Origin of the sequence: Sphingomonas molluscorum, from assembly GCF_039522995.1 — a bacterium.
GTDB classification, from domain to species: Bacteria; Pseudomonadota; Alphaproteobacteria; order Sphingomonadales; family Sphingomonadaceae; genus Sphingomonas; species Sphingomonas molluscorum.
The window spans coordinates 164,968-179,567 of record NZ_BAAAEL010000012.1 but is presented as its reverse complement, the minus strand read 5'-3'; the positions used below and the strand labels follow the sequence as shown (position 1 = coordinate 179,567).

Sequence of the window (14,600 nt, the reverse complement as noted above, 5' to 3'; positions counted from 1 at the left end):
TGTGCGGTCCTGTACAGCGCAGCGATCCGCCATTTTCTGTGTTGGCTGGGACTACGCGGGATTGCGCTCGGGACGGTTGATGATCGCATCGTGCGCCGTTTTGAGCAGCATCGATGCCGGTGCCCAAGGTATTCAGCGCAAGCGACAGCCTACAAGGCCGATCTTGCGGCGCGTGTCAGGCGCTTTGTCCGGTTTCTCGAAGACCAGGGTTACATCGACGTAGCCGATGGGATTTACGATCTCGGGCGTCATCTTGCTGACTATTCGCATATGATCGATGGCCTCCAACTCGCGAAGGGGGTGGCGCAAGCCTACCGTTCAGAGGCGGAGCACTTCGCGGCCTGGCTGCGGGTATCGCGATGTCCATGGACCGATGTCGATGACACGGTCACCAAACAGTATGCCGATCACGATTGTCGGTGCCCGGTTTTCCGCAAGCGCGGCAAGCTGACCACTTCCGGCAGGAAGCGACGGCGGCGTTGCACACGGCACTTCGTTGAGTTTCTTCGTGATCGGCGCGCCATCGCTCCGGTCGCGGTGAAGGTGGTCGAAGATCCGCAGGTCGCGGCATATGTCGGTTGGCTCAGGCAGGATCGAGGCGTGACCGACGAGACGATCCGGCGATACCGGGCAGAGATTGAGCGGCTGATGCCCATGCTCGGCGCGCCGGCACAATGGGATGCTGCCACTCTGCGAGATGCGTTCGAGCGTCGCAGCAAGGAGATCCCGGGATCGGCTTCGCTGCTCGCCACGATCATGAGGAGCTATCTTCGGTTTCTTATTGGCCGAGGCCAATGCCGCCCAGCGCTGCTGCACGCAATGCCTTCCGTACGGAGATACCGGCTTTCGGCATTGCCGCGCTACATCGACCCGGCAACGATCGAGAGGATCATTGCAGCCTGCCCGACAGGTCGGCCGGTGGAAGTTCGGGATAAGGCGATCATTCTCCTGCTTGCCAGACTTGGCCTGCGAGCAGGAGATATTCGGGATATGCGTCTCGACGATATCGATTGGCGATCCGGCCATCTGAAGGTCAAGGGCAAGACGCGTCGACCGGATCGTTTGCCATTGCCACAGGGTGTTGGCGACGCGATCCTGGCATATCTTGCTGCGGCCCGCCCGACGGCCATCGAAGCGCACCTGTTCTTGCGTTCGCAAGCCCCGTTCCGGCCATTCAGTTCGTCAGCCGAGATCGCCGGCATCGTTGCACGCACACTCGAGCGCGGCGGGATCGAAGGTCTGCCGACCGGATCGCACATATTCCGGCATTCGCTTGCAACCAACATGCTGCGCTCTGGTGCAGGCCTGGAGTCCATCGGGACCATCCTGCGCCACAGCTCGCCCGAGACCACCGCCATTTACGCCAAGACCGATCTGCCGATGCTCTTGAAGATCGCACAACCCTGGCCCGGAGACCTGTCATGATAAACGCACAGATTTCGCGGTACGTCGCTTTGCATCGCAGCCTCGGTCGCAAATTTTTCGAGCAGGAGCGCCTGCTTCGCAAGTTCGGCACCTACGCGACTGGCTTCGGAGACAGCCACACCCGTATCGACCGCATCTACGACTGGTGCCGAGCGACGACTTCGCAGAACACCGCGCGGACCGGCTTCACTTTCGTGCGCAACTTCTGCTTGTTTGCCCATGCCGAGGATCCAGCCAACCAGGTTCCGCCCGCCGGTGTGTTTGGCCGGGGGAAGCGTCCGCGACCAACGCCGCACATCATCCAACCGGAACAGGTCCGGGCGATCATGAAGGCGGCGCTCGATCTTCCGCCCAAGGGCATGATCAGTCCCTTCACCTATCATTACCTGTTCGGTCTGCTGGCGGCGACCGGTCTGAGGATTTCCGAAGCTCTAGCACTACAGTGCGACGATCTGGTCGAAGACGGTCTGATCGTCCGCGACGGCAAGTTCGGCAAGCAGCGCCTAATCGCCTTGCAGCCATCAATCCGTCAGGCTCTCGAGGCCTATCTCGCAACCCGGGCAAGGCTCGGTGCCACGGGCAACGATCTGTTCGTGACGATCCGGGGAAGAGCACCCCATAAGGTCCGCGCCCACGTCGTGTTCGTCAGGCTGGCGCGACAGCTCGGATATCGTGGACCAACCGGGACTGCAGGTATGCGGCTTCACGATTTGCGGCATACCTTCGCCGTACGCTCGCTCGAGTCCTGCTCGCCGGACCGGGACGCCGTGACGCATCACATGGCCGCGCTCAGTGTCTATCTCGGTCACACCTCGGTCGCCAACACCTACTGGTATCTCGAAGCCACGCCAGTGCTGCTGCGCGACATCGCTGCCGCGAGCGAGGATCTGTATCTGGGAGAAGCGGCATGACGGCGCTTGCTCCCCATCTCACAGCCTTCCTGCGCGAACATCTGCCGCGTGAACGCGCCGTAAGCCCGCATACGGTGAAGACCTATGCCAACTGCTTCGTCCTGCTGGTCCGGTTCGCATCCGATCGGCTGAAGCGTCGACCGACCGATCTCGAGATCGAGGATTTCGGCACCGACATGATCATGGCCTTTCTCGGCCATGTCGAGGTCGAGCGCGGCAGCTGTGTGCGGACCCGCAATGGCAGGCTCGCTGCGATCAGATCCTTCTTCCGGTACATCGAGTATCGGGTTCCGGCGTGTCTTGACCAGGCGCTTCGGGTTCGATCGATCCCCAGCAAGAAGGCAGACAAGACGCTGATCGATTATCTCGACCGGGCCGAGATCAAGGCATTACTCGACGCGCCCGATCCTCGGACACGGCTCGGTACGCGCGATCGCGCTATGCTGCACTTGACCTATGCAGCGGGGCTTCGGGTATCGGAACTCGTGTCGCTGCAACTGCGCGATTTCCCGGATCGATCGCTCTCGACGGTCCACATCATGGGTAAAGGCCGTCGCGAGCGGGTCTTGCCGCTATGGAAAGAGACCCAGTTCGCACTCCGCGCATGGCTTGTCATCCGTCCTGAGACTGAGGTCGCCGAGGTATTTCTCAACGCGAACGGGCAGCCCATCACCCGCGATGGCTTCGCATTCCGTCTCGCCAAACATGTCAACGCGGCAGCAAAGAAGCAGCCGTCGTTGCTGCGCAAACGAGTCACGCCGCATGTATTGCGTCATTCCTGCGCGATGCACACGCTCGCAGCGACAGGCGATATTCGCAAGGTCGCACTATGGCTTGGACATGCCAGCATCCAGAGCACCGAAACATATCTGCGCGCCGATTCAGAGGAGAAGCTGCGGATTTTGGCTGCGCATGGCGGGCCGGAAATCAGCCCTGGACGCTTCAAGCCGCCGTCAGACACTCTGATCGCCATGCTCAACGACGTCCGCAAGCGGGCATAGCCTTCGGCCACGCTGCCCCAACCGCACAATTATCTGGAGTAAAATCATGACGAACCGACGCAATCCCGCGCCTCCGGCTGCGACGCTCGACATAAACTGCGACTGCAAAGAATATATGATCGATTATCTCAAGTCGGCCTTCCCGACCCGGATGATGCAGGTCTTCAAGGGAACGGACGACAGTCTCCGGTCGGAGCCGATGATCGATGGCGATGGCTCGCCGGTGCTGTGCCAGGCCGCTATTGAGGCACGCGAGGACCTCATCGAGCAACTTTGCGCGATGCCGCCGATCCCGGGTGCGCTGGACGAGCTGATCCGGCATTTCGGCACGGATGCTGTCGCCGAAGTCACGGGAAGGACTCGTCGCATCATGCTCGATGCCAGTGGCCGGCAGCAGATCGAGCGGCGAACCGCCCGTAGCAACATCGCCGAGGCCGATGCCTTCATGTCCGGGCGCAAGGCGATCCTTGCCTTCTCCGATGCTGGCGGAACCGGTCGCAGCTATCATGCCGATCGTAACTGTCCGAGCGCTCATCGGCGGCGAGTCCATTATCTCCTCGAGCCGGGCTGGCGCGCGTCGAGCGCGATCCAGGGGCTGGGGCGTTCCAACCGGACGAACCAGGTCACCGCCCCGATCTTCCGCCCCGTGACCACCGACTGCTGTGGCGAGCGCCGGTTTATCAGCACGATAGCCCGACGGCTGGACAGTCTTGGCGCGCTCACGCGGGGCCAGCGACAAACGGGCGGGCAAAACCTGTTCGATCCCGCCGATAATCTTGAAAGCGACTACGCCAAGGACGCGCTCGGCCAATGGTATCATCTGCTCTATCTCGGCAAGCTCACCAGCGTGTCGCTGGGTGAGTTCGCGCGGATGACGGGGCTCAAGCTCCTCGACGATGAGGGCGGCGGGCTTCTCGAGACGCTGCCGCCGATCCAGCGCTGGCTGAACCGATTGCTCGCGCTGCGCATCGGTACGCAGAACGCGATCTTCGAGGAATATCTGGCGCTGATCCAGGCACGCATCGACGCAGCGCGCGATGCCGGCACGCTCGATATCGGAGTCGAGACGATCAAGGCCGAGCGTATCGTCCAGCTCGACGAGCAGATCCTGCGCCGCGACCCGGTCACCGGGGCGGAAACAAGGCTCTCACGCCTCGAGCTTCACCGCAGGCCCCGCGCGACCTCCTTTGCCCGCCTTATGGAACTCTGGTCAGAAACCGACGGCATCGCGTTCCTGAAGAACGGTCGCTCCGGGCGTGTCGCGCTCAGGGTGCCTTCCTGGTCAATCCTCGACAATGAAGGTCAATCAATCCGTGTCTGGGAGTTGATCCGGCCCGCCGGGACCGAGCGCATCCGGCACGCGAAGCTCGCCGAAAGCAATTGGGATATCGTCGATGCCGCCAGTTTCGAGGCGGCCTGGGAGGCCGAATGTGCCGAGATCGCCACAAGGGTCGATGTGCAGACGATCAACATTGCCACGGGGCTGCTCCTCCCGGTCTGGAATCGCTTGCCGGACGACGATGTCAGGGTCTGGCGCATCTCGGACGACGTGGGCAATTCCGTGCTCGGGAGGATCGTTTCTCCGTCCGGCTTCGAGAAGCTCTCCCAGGCCTTCGGCGTGACGATGGCAATCAGCCTGTCGGCTGCGGAGATCGTTGCCGCCGCGCGCGCGTCAGACGGCGTCGCTATTCCCGGGCTGGCGGGATCGCGTCTCCAGCGATCCTATGTCAACGACGAGGCACGACTGGAGATCAAGGGTTTCCCGTCCGAGAAGCGCGAGTGGCTGAAGTCGATCGGCTGCTTCACCGAGATCATCAGCTACAAGACGCGCCTCTTCGTGCCCGCCAGCCGGGCGGAACAGGTCGTCAGCGTGATCGGCCAGTGTGCCGGCTGCGCGTGAACGGACAAGCCGCATCAGTGCTCTTTGCCATTCCCTGACGTCGCGACGCCAATCGTCGCGGGCCTTCTCACATCTGGAGGGAAGGGGGGCGGTTCGGGGGCGGCGAATGGGTCGCCGACGACCATTGGAGACCTGGCATGTCCGACCCCACCCCCGATCCAATCGGCGAGCTCTTCGTCGAGTCCTTCAACCTCGATCTCACCGACCTGCACTCCACCGCCCGCGTCGCGCTGCCGCCTGACGGTAATCACACATACACTCTGGCGTTGCGCGATGACCAAGGGAACTTCCTGAGCTTCGTGCCGGCCGATGCGTCGCCCGAGATGGTCGCGATCGCCTACCGCCTCTACGGTCAGGGCCTCAATGTGGGAATCCGCGCCGGCGAGGCGGCTGCTTGGGCAAAATTGCGCGATCTGATCGGCGCCGCCGCGGCGACCGGGGCATCCTGAAACATGAGGCGCCTCGCGGGCTCCAGACCTGCGACCAACCTTGTCCAACGGTTCTGATCGACACAGGCGCGAGCCCCTTACCGGAGGAGGGAAGGGGGCGGTGAGGGGCGTGCGGCGGGGCATTGGCGACGATGCCCTGCGCGCTCGGCAGCTCAGGAGGTTTCCCATGAATATGATCGCCACGCTCGACCGCCCCGTTTCGGCTCCGTACAAGGTCGATATCAGTCGCGGCCGCAATGTCAGCCGTGTGTCCTCGGAATGGTTCGCGCGCCCCGAAGACGAGCGCTACCTGTCACTATCGAGCCTATACGACAGGGTCCGCGCCCGCGCCGAGGCCGCGACCACCCGCATCGTCGAGAGCCGCGCTCTCCGGGTCGAGGCGCGCAGCGACAATCCCGAGCGCCTGTCGCTTCTGGTGCCAGGCAGCGAGATGCCTGTTGCACCCACCAACTGGTCGTTCGGCCAGATGTGCAGCTTGGTCGGGGCGCCCGCCTCCTATCTGCGCGACCTCCCTGCCGCCCTCGCGGGGATAAATCTGCAGCATGGTCTGATCGCCCATCGCGGCGAGCAGGTGAAGCTCCTTCAGACCGATGACGGCCGCACCGAGCTGCGCGCTGTCACCGGCCCGGACTATGGCCGTATCTGGGACCATGAGCTGGTCGCTGCGGTCATGAAGTTCGCAGGCGACGGCGTCGGCGATACGCGCTGGAAGGTGCCGGGCGTGCTCGACTGGGGGACGATGCGTTACAACCCCTATGTCGACGTCACGCGTGACACGACGACGCTCTATGCATCCGATCGCGACGTCTTCCTGTTCCTTGTTGACGACACGCATCCGATCGAGGCCGGAAAGTTGCCCAACGGCGACCCGGATCTCTATTTCCGCGGCTTCTATTGCTGGAATTCCGAGGTCGGCTCGAAAACGCTCGGAATCGCGACCTTTTACCTGCGCGCGGTGTGCATGAACCGGAATCTCTGGGGCGTGGAAAATTTCCAGGAGATCAATATCCGCCATTCCAAATTCGCGGCTAGCCGTTTCGCGCAGCAGGCGGAACCGGCCTTGACCCACTTCGCCGATTCCTCGCCGTCGCATTTCGTCGACGGCATCAAGACGGCGCGTGAACGGATCGTGGCACGGACCGACGAAGATCGTAGTAGCTTCCTGCGCAATCGCGGCTTCTCCAAATCGGACACTGCGAAGGTGATCGCCACCGTCCTCGACGAAGAAGGCCACCCCGCCGCCTCCCTCTACGATTTCGTTCAGGGCATAACCGCCGTGGCGCGCCACAAGGCTCACCAGGACGACCGGCTCGACCTTGAAGGCAAGGCTCGAAAGCTGCTTGAGCGCGCAAACTGATCCCCGGCGCCGTGCTGGCCGTCAGAGCTATCTCGCAGAGCTATCTCGCCGCGGCGGACGCCGACGGCTGGTCCGGCGCCGGCTCAATCAATGAGGGGAGAGCCCCGATGAGGCACCTTTTCCAGCAACTACTTCGATTCCTGCGGTGCCGCAGGCGCCCGGCCAGGAAGATCGAAGCGTTCGACGCATCCGCGCGGGACCCTGTCGACCCAGCTCCAACCCGCGCGCGCGGGCGTCCAGTCGATGCGGCCGCATACCGCGCAGCCCTTGCCTCGCTGCCGGCTAAGCGGCGCGAACTCCTCCAACTGCATCAAATTGATGGCATGTCCTTCATCGAAATCGCCGAGATGATGGGCATCTCCGTGGCCCATGTGGAGCGCGATATTGCCGCTGCGCTTGGCCACCTCGCGGTCCGCCTCGAAGCTGAAGGCGATGCTCCGCCGGGCCCGCCCTCCGATTGAAGGGTTGATTGGGCGAAGTCATCTGGGCTGTCTTGCGCTCATGATACGTCTCAGCAACTCGTTGGCGCAACGCCGCGCTCTCTATACCCGGCCTCTCGCGACCTTGCCGGATGTCGTGATGCTGGAAATATCGGCGCCATTTGCCGGCCCGACCCTCCCGCTCGGGCGTTATTATCCCATCATCGTCGAAACCGATGCCGAGCGAACCGAGCTGGATGCCTTCCTCCAGGTTGAACGCGAAGCGGTCGTCATTCCCGCTCTCCTCGATCGCCGTCCGTCGTCGCTGACGACAGCTCAGATCACGCTGGCGCAATATGCTCAGCCGGCTCCGGATTGGCCGTTCCTGCTATTGTGCCACTGGCCGCGCCCCTACACCGAACTCGTCGCGGCACCTGCCGACATGTTCGCGCGGGAGCACTACACAGTCGAGGTGCTGGGCACGGCCGCGGAACTCAATGATCGGAGCCGAATGCTGCTTGATACACTTCGATCCGAACAGGAGATCCAGGTCAACATCGTGCCCGCGACCGGACCTGCGATCCGCGGGAACGCCTGAGAAGTCGGCGGTTGCTCGGTCGATCCTCGGCTGTTGGTTGTCCACAGTCCGGGCCCATGCGATCTGAAGATCGCCGCGCCAGGCCGCCGCGGTCCTGTCTTGGTCTTCATGATCGTCTCGCGGACCCTCGATTCCAGGCGCTTCGTCGCAAGGCCGTGGCCCCCTGACCCATCGCGACAACTTGGTTAGTTGACTGCCGAATGCACCGCACAGCGCCACAAGGGCTGCTTCGGGCGGGCGACGGCTGCCTCCTCCTCCCAATTACACCAGCAGCGGCTCTTGCGGGGGGTAGACCCTGGTCGCGGGGAGGCTTCCCTTCGGGAGGACCTTGAGCACGTCTTGCGCGGGCACGGACGGGTCGAGCCAGTCCGCCCATTGATCGCGCGTGAGGGGGATGATCTGGCGCCGGTGAAAGGGCGCGATGTCATCGCCCGGCTCCATCGTCAGCATCGTGAACGCCTCGCCGATCTCGGGGTGCGAGCGCCAGATGCCCGCGATGCAGAACCAGCGATGGTCCGCGAGCGTGAACAGCCATTTGGTCTTGCGCTTGTGCCCCGGCTCGGGCGGCGTGAATTCATAAAAGCCATCGGCAAGGATCAGACACCGGCCGGACGTGAACTCGCGGTCGTCCGAACGGAAATTATAGACGGGCTTGCCGCCGGGCCCTGGCCAGCTCCACCTGCGGTTGACCAACTCGCCTGCACCGCGTTCGCCCTCGACGCTGCGCACGATCGGGGCGATGTCGGTGATATTGATGTCCTCGCGCGCGGCCACATTCGGCGTGCCCTCCGGCATCCTGATCTTGATCTTGAGGTCGTCGAAATCCTCGGCGATCGAGGCGATGTCCACCTCGAGACGGTAATCGTTGCACATTGCTCGTTTCGACCTCCTTGCGACTCGCCGTCGTTCCCATTATGTTCCACCAATGGACTCGGCACCGACGCCCTTTGATACCGATGCGCCACTTGGCAGCCGGCGCGCCATCATCCGGCGCAATCCGGAAGATGTCCAAGAAGTAGAGATGGTCGAGGCGACCTGGGGTTCCAATCCTCGGTTCAGCGACGGCATCGCCTATCGCTTCGTTCGCTCCGAGGGAGAGACCTTTCCCAGCCATCGCTGCCTGATCCCCGCCTCTGAATTTCACATGACCGTCGGCGACCGCCGCTATCGGGTCACGCTCGACGGCGGCAATTTCTTCTATCTCGCAGGGGTCTGGGAACCGCCCATGGGGGATTGGCCGCTTTGCTACCGCATCGTCACCGTCGCCGCGAACCCCGAAGTCGCCCGTTACCAGGATCGCCACGGCGCGATCATCCATCGTCGCCAGGTGATGCAGTGGCTCGATCTCACGGTTCCTGTGGGTGATCTCCTCGAGACGCCGCCTGCGCGAACCTTCGTCATCGAAGAAACCACGAGCGGCGCGCGCCAGCCTGTGCTGGCGCTCTGATCGCTGCGTCATGGGCATGTTCCAGTCGATCGGAGGGTGCGGACAGGCCGATCTGTTCAGCGCACCCTTGCCGCCCGGGCTCGCTTATTCCGAGGCGTTCATCACGCCGTTCGAAGAGCAGGCGCTGATCGCCGCGATCGACCATGCCGAGCTGAGCCCGTTCCGGTTTCAGCAATGGACCGGCAAGCGGCTCACCCATAGCTATGGCTGGCGCTATGATTTCGAGACGGGCGTGTTCGCGCCCGCCGACCCGATTCCGGATTGGCTGGAGCCGCTAAAGGCAAGGGCTGCCGGCTTCGCCGGGCTGACACCCGCTGATCTCGTCCAGGCACTCCTCATTCGCTACGATCCAGGGGCCGGAATCGGGTGGCACAAGGACCGACCCGTGTTTGAACACGTCATCGGCATATCGCTGGGCAGCGAAGCCGCGATGCGGTTTCGCCGTCGGACCAGTGCCGGTTTTGAGAGGATGTCGGCGCCGGTGGCCCCGCGCTCGATCTATCATCTCTCCGGCGAAATCCGCCACGATTGGGAGCATAGTATCGTGCCGATGGAGACGCCGCGCTGGTCGGTGACCTTCCGCAGTCTGGCGACGCCCCGGCGACGAACATGAGAGGCCGCGATGCGTATCCGCGCTGTGTCGGCGTCGAGGAACCACGCCAGGAGCGCGATGACCTTCTCGCTCGCGAATTCGGCAGGGGTCAAATCGCTCAGCCCGGCTCGACACAGGTTTTGCGCACGCGTCCGGCTCTTGGAGGAAAGAGGGAGAGGAATGGCGTGCCGCCGGGTTGTGCGTGCGCGTTCGCGCCTGGTTCCGTGTCGATAGCGCTCGCATGCCGGACCTGGTGAAAAGCTGCAGCAGGATGCGCCCGAACGGGAAGGAAGGCGCGTCCCACCATCCGTCGCCGTGTGAATGCGCGGCCACCCCGGCTTCCGCCCGGCGGAACAGCCAAGACATCGCGTTGGACGACGATCGGGTCGCCGGGAGAAAGCGAGCAGTGCTCGACGGCCTTTCGCGGTCGGGCCACCATCACGCCTGACATCAGGTCTCCGAGCCTCTACTGACGGTGGATGACACCACTCGAACGTCTTCAGTCCGATCTCGCAAACGCTCGCCTGGGCGCCGAACGCGAAGGATCCGACCGCCACAGCAATCCCGGCCGGGCGTTGCGCGATCTTCGCCGCCAGGCGCAGGCCCAGGCCGACGTCCGCCTTCTCGAGGGGGCGATCGCTGTGGCGTTGAGTCTCGACGCGCAGGAGATCGATTGGATCCTGGACGCTGCCGGACGCGTGTCGTTCCTGTTGGCCGACGGCTCATCGTTTGCCGCCGCCACAGGCGAGGATCTGGACCAGCAGATCCAGCTCGTACGAAGCGCGGCATCTGCTTTTGACGCCCGCCACGCGCTCACGGTCCGAGCGCTCGATCCGCATGCTTCGCGAGACCTCAAATGGCTGCGCGACCGCCTGGCGGGTGTGAGCACTCCGAAATTCCGCTCGGCTTTTCTCGCCGAGGCCGGACTTCTGAAGGATGGCGTTCTCACCGAGCTCGGCCATGCGACCGGGTTCTTCAATCAGCACGATGGCGAATATGGCCCCTACCAGACGGTCACCGCCAGGGGGATCGCCTGGATCTACGCCGCCTATCTGGCCGGTCATGTCCCGATGACGGCCTCGGCTAGGAAGCTCGCCCCGCAGCGAGATATCGAACTGGATGCGATACTCACGGTTGTTGGCGTTCCGGTGGAGATTGCCCCGGAGCTCACTGCTCGCACCGAACGCTAGCGACGCGCTGCCGAGGTGCTGGGCTCAAGCCTGGCGCTGCGATGGGCCGGTCGATGGCAGCATGATCTGCGGGACCCGGGTCCATCCGGCCGCTTTAGAGATCGTACCGTTTGGGCGCCACACTCAGATCCTCCTGCGCCTCTGCCCGATCATTATCGTCCGGGGGTTCGTAATATTCGTCGTCGTTGAACAGGTCGCTCCAGGAGCTCGTGTCCACGCCCCACTCGACCTCCGCGTCCTCGATGTCGTGCGGACGCTCGACAGGTACATCGAACGTGCACACGAAGGGAAAGGTCTGCTCGCTCTCTGCGCCGTCGCCGTTGCGCAGGTCGGAGTTCGAGCCCCATTGCAGCACGACGTCGACGCTGCCGGTGGCGCGATAGCGGACCCATTCCGCCCCGATCGACTCGACCTTCGTTTCGTGGACATAGACGTCCTCCACCGAGTGATGGCTGGCGAGTTCGTCGACGCTCAGGATCGTCTCGGACAGCAGCGCGTCGACGGCCCCGGAATCCAGGCTCTCCGCCAACGGATCGAGCAGCTGCGCCCGCGCGTCGCGATAGCCCGACAAGAAAGCGCCGATCGCGATGACGATCTCGTTCGCCTCGGCATCTTGCTTCGCTTCATCCTCGACCACGGTCTCGGCGCGACCATGCACATGCTTGCTAAGCTGCGAATATGCCCGGACCAGCGAGGCCTCCAGCGGCCGCGGGTCGATGCCCAGTTCGTCACGCACGAATTCGTCGGGCAACCCGCCGCGCAGGCAATAGCGGATGCGTTGCGCCCTGGTCGGTTTGTCGGTGTCCGGTTGCAGCGCATACCACCAGCATTTCTCGACTTCGCCTGTCGGCGCGAGGGTCCCCATCAGATGCTCGAGCAGCATGCGGGACGCCGTCGCGAACAAGTTCAGCCGGAGGGGATTCTCGCGGTCGGCCAGGACACGAACTGCGCCGCGGATCACTCGCCGCGAAAAGTCGTCGACGGCCAGGTCTTCCAGCGCCTCGAGGGCAGTCTCAGGTCGCTCTGTCATCATTCGGAGCACTATGCCGCGTTCGATCCTTTCAGGCGAGGATTCACCAGTGCAGTTCGGAACAGCGGCAGCGGCGATCACGCGATATCAGAACGGTTTCAGCACCACGAGCAGTGCAATGATGGTCACCGAAGCCGCTATGAAGGCGGCGGTATGGCTGGCCCGCATTGCGGCCGGCGGCGGATCGCCCCGGCGAAGACGCCGCAGCCTGCCCGACTGGATCCCGTGGAGACCCGTCAAGGCAACGACCAGGGTCAGCTTCGCCCACAACCACGGACTCGCGAACCATGCCCCCTCGGCTGCGATCGCCGCGCCGGTCAGCCAGACGGCGAGTATCGCCGGCACGGTGACCCGGCGATCCCAGGTGGAGACGAGCGCCGTGATCCCGGCATCGCCGCGCTGACCCACCGCCACGGCAAACGCCTGGGAGAACAGACCGCCGACGAAGAGGAGGACGCACGCCACATGCAGCGCCCTCACCAACAGATAGGGGATCATGGCGAGGCCGGCTGGTCGGAAGCGAGTTCCACCTGCTTTCGCCGCAGGAGCCCCGCGTTGAGAAAGCCCCCGAACGGCACGAATGCACCGAAGCTCAACCGCGCGACTTCAGAGCGTGACCAGCCGCCGGCCGAGACGGTCGCGATCACGCACCAGGCATAAGCGACGAACGCGGCGCCGTGGACGGGCCCCATGATCCTCGTCGCCAGGGCGTAGCCGAATGCATGCTTGAGCGGCACGGCAATCAGGAGGAGCACCAGCAAGGTGGTGGCCTCGACGAGAGAGACCAGGCGCAGCCTTTTGATCTGTGCCAGATCCTCGGCCATCGCGATGGGGTCCGCGCGCTCCAGCATGCTGTTGGCCCCCTTGCTTACAGGTGCACGGGATCGGCGCCGCAGCGCTGGAGCAGTGCAATGAGCGCAAACTGCGCGCGCTGATCGGCTTGCGGATCGCGGTGGAAGCGCATCGAGCTGTGATGGGCCAGATAGATGCCGCCCAGTTCCCAGACGAGCTGGTCCCGATCGGTCTGCGCGTGAAGATGACCCAGATCCAGCGCCTGCTGCACATGATCGCGCAGCAGGGTTCGCCATTTCGCGTCGAGCGCGGCGACCGCGTCGCGAACCATGCCGGGTGCATCGTCGAGCTCGAACAGCGCGGCGGCGATGGGGCAGCCGCCGCGCAGCCCCGCCCGCGCTGACCAGCCGAACCACAAACCCACCAGCGCCATCAGCCGTGGCAGCCCTTCGGGGTTGCGCATCGCCGGTTCGACGACGTGCTTGTCGGCGAGCCGTGCGGCCTCCTCGAGCAGCGCGACCTCCAGTGCTTCGCGCGATTTGAAATGCGCGAACAGGCCGCTCTTCGAAAGTCCGGTTGCCTCCGCCAGCCGGCCGATCGTCACCGAAGTGAGTCCCCCCTCACTCAGGGTGTTCAATCCCTCTTCGATAACTCTGGCTCGAGTCGCATTTGCTTTCACACGATGGGTGTACGAACGGTCGTGCTATTCTGCAAGGTCGCATTGGTAGTTCGGCTGGACATATTGCCCAAGGTCAACGTTCGACGTGACGTGGGGAGGTGTCCGTATTTGGCTGAAGCGTCGCACACGCGGCACCTTCGGCGCCGGACCCGGTGGAGGCAGTGCGGGTTCGCTGGGTGATCGCCGTCACGATCGTGCTCGGTCTGCTGCCGCCCCTATTTGGCGCGTCGGTTCTGGTCTTTGGCGTGCTCGACTGGATGTAGTCTCTGCTGCGCAGCCAAACTGGCTGTGACCCTTCGCCCGGCCGCTTCGACGGTGCGCCCGGCAGCGATACCGCGCCAGGGCGACCGGTCGGTGGGGGGAGGCCGTCGCGCCGGTTCCTGCCTACCGGGCATTCAGTCCCATGGGCGGTCGGTCGCGTATCGCTTCGGGGACGATCCGGCGATTGCCCGCTGCGCGGGCACCGGCGCTCTATCTCCGCTTCGCTCCGACCGAGCTCGGGCTGCGCCCGATCTCGTCCCTTCGGGTAACGATCACCTATCGTGAAGGAAGGCGCGGGGCCGAAAGGCGTCGTGTCAGGAAGGGTTGTGGCGGGATCGCTTTTTCGCGGGGCGGTCGAATTCGTCGGCGGTGACGTCGAGATCCGCGGCAAGCTGATTGAGAGCGCGCGCTGCGCCCAGGCGCGCCATGCCGTCCTCGCGGGCCGCCGAGCCGCCACCGCGCTCGGCGCGCATCCGGGCGAGCTTTGCCGCCGCACGTAGCGTCTCCGGGTCCATGTCCTTCGCATAGCTGATTCCGCCCGCGGCGAAC

Annotated in this window: 17 protein-coding genes; 11 read left to right on the top strand and 6 right to left on the bottom strand. The window is 64.0% G+C overall.

What is annotated here, in order from left to right; all coding sequences use genetic code 11:
• Positions 1-270 precede the first annotated feature (270 nt).
• The 8 genes from ABDZ92_RS13650 to ABDZ92_RS13615 all read left to right on the top strand — a co-directional run bounded on the left by ABDZ92_RS13650 (position 271) and on the right by ABDZ92_RS13615 (position 8,060).
• Positions 271-1,425, top strand: coding sequence for a tyrosine-type recombinase/integrase (locus tag ABDZ92_RS13650; protein ID WP_337999266.1), 1,155 nt, complete (start codon positions 271-273; stop codon positions 1,423-1,425).
• A complete protein-coding gene (locus ABDZ92_RS13645) occupies positions 1,422-2,336 on the top strand; it encodes a tyrosine-type recombinase/integrase (RefSeq protein ID WP_006832488.1) in 915 nt (304 codons plus the stop codon). Before ABDZ92_RS13650 ends, ABDZ92_RS13645 begins: the two co-directional genes overlap by 4 nt.
• Positions 2,333-3,337 carry a tyrosine-type recombinase/integrase gene (locus ABDZ92_RS13640; RefSeq protein ID WP_343763353.1) on the top strand — a complete coding sequence of 335 codons (1,005 nt, stop codon included), beginning with the start codon at positions 2,333-2,335 and terminating at the stop codon, positions 3,335-3,337. The genes ABDZ92_RS13645 and ABDZ92_RS13640 overlap by 4 nt, the downstream gene beginning before the upstream one ends.
• A 199-nt stretch (positions 3,338-3,536) precedes the next feature.
• The gene (locus ABDZ92_RS13635; RefSeq protein ID WP_343763351.1) at positions 3,537-5,237 is read left to right on the top strand and encodes a strawberry notch C-terminal domain-containing protein; all 1,701 of its coding nucleotides are present in this window, start codon (positions 3,537-3,539) and stop codon (positions 5,235-5,237) included.
• A gap of 137 nt (positions 5,238-5,374) precedes the next feature.
• The gene (locus ABDZ92_RS13630; RefSeq protein ID WP_343763348.1) at positions 5,375-5,686 is read left to right on the top strand and encodes a hypothetical protein; all 312 of its coding nucleotides are present in this window, start codon (positions 5,375-5,377) and stop codon (positions 5,684-5,686) included.
• 166 nt (positions 5,687-5,852) lie between these two features.
• A complete protein-coding gene (locus tag ABDZ92_RS13625; protein WP_343763345.1) occupies positions 5,853-7,043 on the top strand; it encodes a DUF932 domain-containing protein in 1,191 nt (396 codons plus the stop codon).
• Positions 7,044-7,150: 107 nt separating this feature from the next.
• Entirely contained in the window at positions 7,151-7,504 is a 354-nt protein-coding gene (locus tag ABDZ92_RS13620) for an RNA polymerase sigma factor (RefSeq protein WP_343763343.1), read from the top strand.
• 40 nt (positions 7,505-7,544) lie between these two features.
• Positions 7,545-8,060 (top strand): hypothetical protein, encoded by a 516-nt coding sequence (locus tag ABDZ92_RS13615; RefSeq protein ID WP_343763340.1) that lies wholly within the window; start codon positions 7,545-7,547, stop codon positions 8,058-8,060.
• Between the two features lie 261 nt (positions 8,061-8,321).
• Here the strand turns inward: ABDZ92_RS13615 and ABDZ92_RS13610 are convergent, their stop codons facing one another.
• The gene (locus ABDZ92_RS13610) at positions 8,322-8,933 is read right to left on the bottom strand and encodes an SOS response-associated peptidase family protein (RefSeq protein WP_343763337.1); all 612 of its coding nucleotides are present in this window, start codon (positions 8,931-8,933) and stop codon (positions 8,322-8,324) included.
• Between the two features lie 52 nt (positions 8,934-8,985).
• Here ABDZ92_RS13610 and ABDZ92_RS13605 point away from each other — a divergent pair, with 52 nt between their 5' ends.
• The 3 genes from ABDZ92_RS13605 (at position 8,986) to ABDZ92_RS13595 (ending at position 11,289) form a co-directional block, all read left to right on the top strand.
• On the top strand, positions 8,986-9,507 hold the full coding sequence (locus tag ABDZ92_RS13605) for an SOS response-associated peptidase family protein (RefSeq protein WP_343763334.1): 522 nt from the start codon (positions 8,986-8,988) through the stop codon (positions 9,505-9,507).
• Between the two features lie 16 nt (positions 9,508-9,523).
• Positions 9,524-10,120: an alpha-ketoglutarate-dependent dioxygenase AlkB gene (locus ABDZ92_RS13600; RefSeq protein WP_343763331.1), complete on the top strand. Its 597-nt coding sequence runs from the start codon at positions 9,524-9,526 to the stop codon at positions 10,118-10,120.
• 458 nt (positions 10,121-10,578) lie between these two features.
• On the top strand, positions 10,579-11,289 hold the full coding sequence (locus ABDZ92_RS13595; protein ID WP_343763329.1) for a hypothetical protein: 711 nt from the start codon (positions 10,579-10,581) through the stop codon (positions 11,287-11,289).
• Positions 11,290-11,383: 94 nt separating this feature from the next.
• Here the strand turns inward: ABDZ92_RS13595 and ABDZ92_RS13590 are convergent, their stop codons facing one another.
• From ABDZ92_RS13590 to ABDZ92_RS13570, 5 genes are all read right to left on the bottom strand, one after another.
• Entirely contained in the window at positions 11,384-12,400 is a 1,017-nt protein-coding gene (locus ABDZ92_RS13590) for a pPIWI-associating nuclease domain-containing protein (protein WP_343763326.1), read from the bottom strand.
• A gap of 6 nt (positions 12,401-12,406) precedes the next feature.
• Positions 12,407-12,817, bottom strand: a complete 411-nt coding sequence (locus tag ABDZ92_RS13585) for a CopD family protein (protein ID WP_343763323.1) — start codon at positions 12,815-12,817, stop codon at positions 12,407-12,409.
• Positions 12,814-13,170 (bottom strand): DUF3817 domain-containing protein, encoded by a 357-nt coding sequence (locus ABDZ92_RS13580; RefSeq protein WP_343763320.1) that lies wholly within the window; start codon positions 13,168-13,170, stop codon positions 12,814-12,816. Before ABDZ92_RS13580 ends, ABDZ92_RS13585 begins: the two co-directional genes overlap by 4 nt.
• A gap of 17 nt (positions 13,171-13,187) precedes the next feature.
• Positions 13,188-13,748, bottom strand: coding sequence for a TetR/AcrR family transcriptional regulator (locus ABDZ92_RS13575; RefSeq protein WP_343763317.1), 561 nt, complete (start codon positions 13,746-13,748; stop codon positions 13,188-13,190).
• Positions 13,749-14,365: 617 nt separating this feature from the next.
• On the bottom strand, positions 14,366-14,566 hold the full coding sequence (locus ABDZ92_RS13570; protein ID WP_168846120.1) for a hypothetical protein: 201 nt from the start codon (positions 14,564-14,566) through the stop codon (positions 14,366-14,368).
• Positions 14,567-14,600: the final 34 nt, after the last annotated feature.

What these genes read in the sequence shown, in the direction of transcription:
- ABDZ92_RS13650 (WP_337999266.1), top strand. Translation starts at nt 271, where the DNA reads ATGATCGATGGCCTCCAACTCGCGAAGGGGGTGGCGCAAGCCTACCGT.
- ABDZ92_RS13645 (WP_006832488.1), top strand. Translation starts at nt 1,422, where the DNA reads ATGATAAACGCACAGATTTCGCGGTACGTCGCTTTGCATCGCAGCCTC.
- ABDZ92_RS13640 (WP_343763353.1), top strand. Translation starts at nt 2,333, where the DNA reads ATGACGGCGCTTGCTCCCCATCTCACAGCCTTCCTGCGCGAACATCTG.
- ABDZ92_RS13635 (WP_343763351.1), top strand. Translation starts at nt 3,537, where the DNA reads ATGATCGATGGCGATGGCTCGCCGGTGCTGTGCCAGGCCGCTATTGAG.
- ABDZ92_RS13630 (WP_343763348.1), top strand. Translation starts at nt 5,375, where the DNA reads ATGTCCGACCCCACCCCCGATCCAATCGGCGAGCTCTTCGTCGAGTCC.
- ABDZ92_RS13625 (WP_343763345.1), top strand. Translation starts at nt 5,853, where the DNA reads ATGAATATGATCGCCACGCTCGACCGCCCCGTTTCGGCTCCGTACAAG.
- ABDZ92_RS13620 (WP_343763343.1), top strand. Translation starts at nt 7,151, where the DNA reads ATGAGGCACCTTTTCCAGCAACTACTTCGATTCCTGCGGTGCCGCAGG.
- ABDZ92_RS13615 (WP_343763340.1), top strand. Translation starts at nt 7,545, where the DNA reads ATGATACGTCTCAGCAACTCGTTGGCGCAACGCCGCGCTCTCTATACC.
- ABDZ92_RS13610 (WP_343763337.1), bottom strand. Translation starts at nt 8,933, where the DNA reads ATGTGCAACGATTACCGTCTCGAGGTGGACATCGCCTCGATCGCCGAG.
- ABDZ92_RS13605 (WP_343763334.1), top strand. Translation starts at nt 8,986, where the DNA reads ATGGACTCGGCACCGACGCCCTTTGATACCGATGCGCCACTTGGCAGC.
- ABDZ92_RS13600 (WP_343763331.1), top strand. Translation starts at nt 9,524, where the DNA reads ATGTTCCAGTCGATCGGAGGGTGCGGACAGGCCGATCTGTTCAGCGCA.
- ABDZ92_RS13595 (WP_343763329.1), top strand. Translation starts at nt 10,579, where the DNA reads ATGACACCACTCGAACGTCTTCAGTCCGATCTCGCAAACGCTCGCCTG.
- ABDZ92_RS13585 (WP_343763323.1), bottom strand. Translation starts at nt 12,817, where the DNA reads ATGATCCCCTATCTGTTGGTGAGGGCGCTGCATGTGGCGTGCGTCCTC.
- ABDZ92_RS13580 (WP_343763320.1), bottom strand. Translation starts at nt 13,170, where the DNA reads ATGCTGGAGCGCGCGGACCCCATCGCGATGGCCGAGGATCTGGCACAG.
- ABDZ92_RS13570 (WP_168846120.1), bottom strand. Translation starts at nt 14,566, where the DNA reads ATGGACCCGGAGACGCTACGTGCGGCGGCAAAGCTCGCCCGGATGCGC.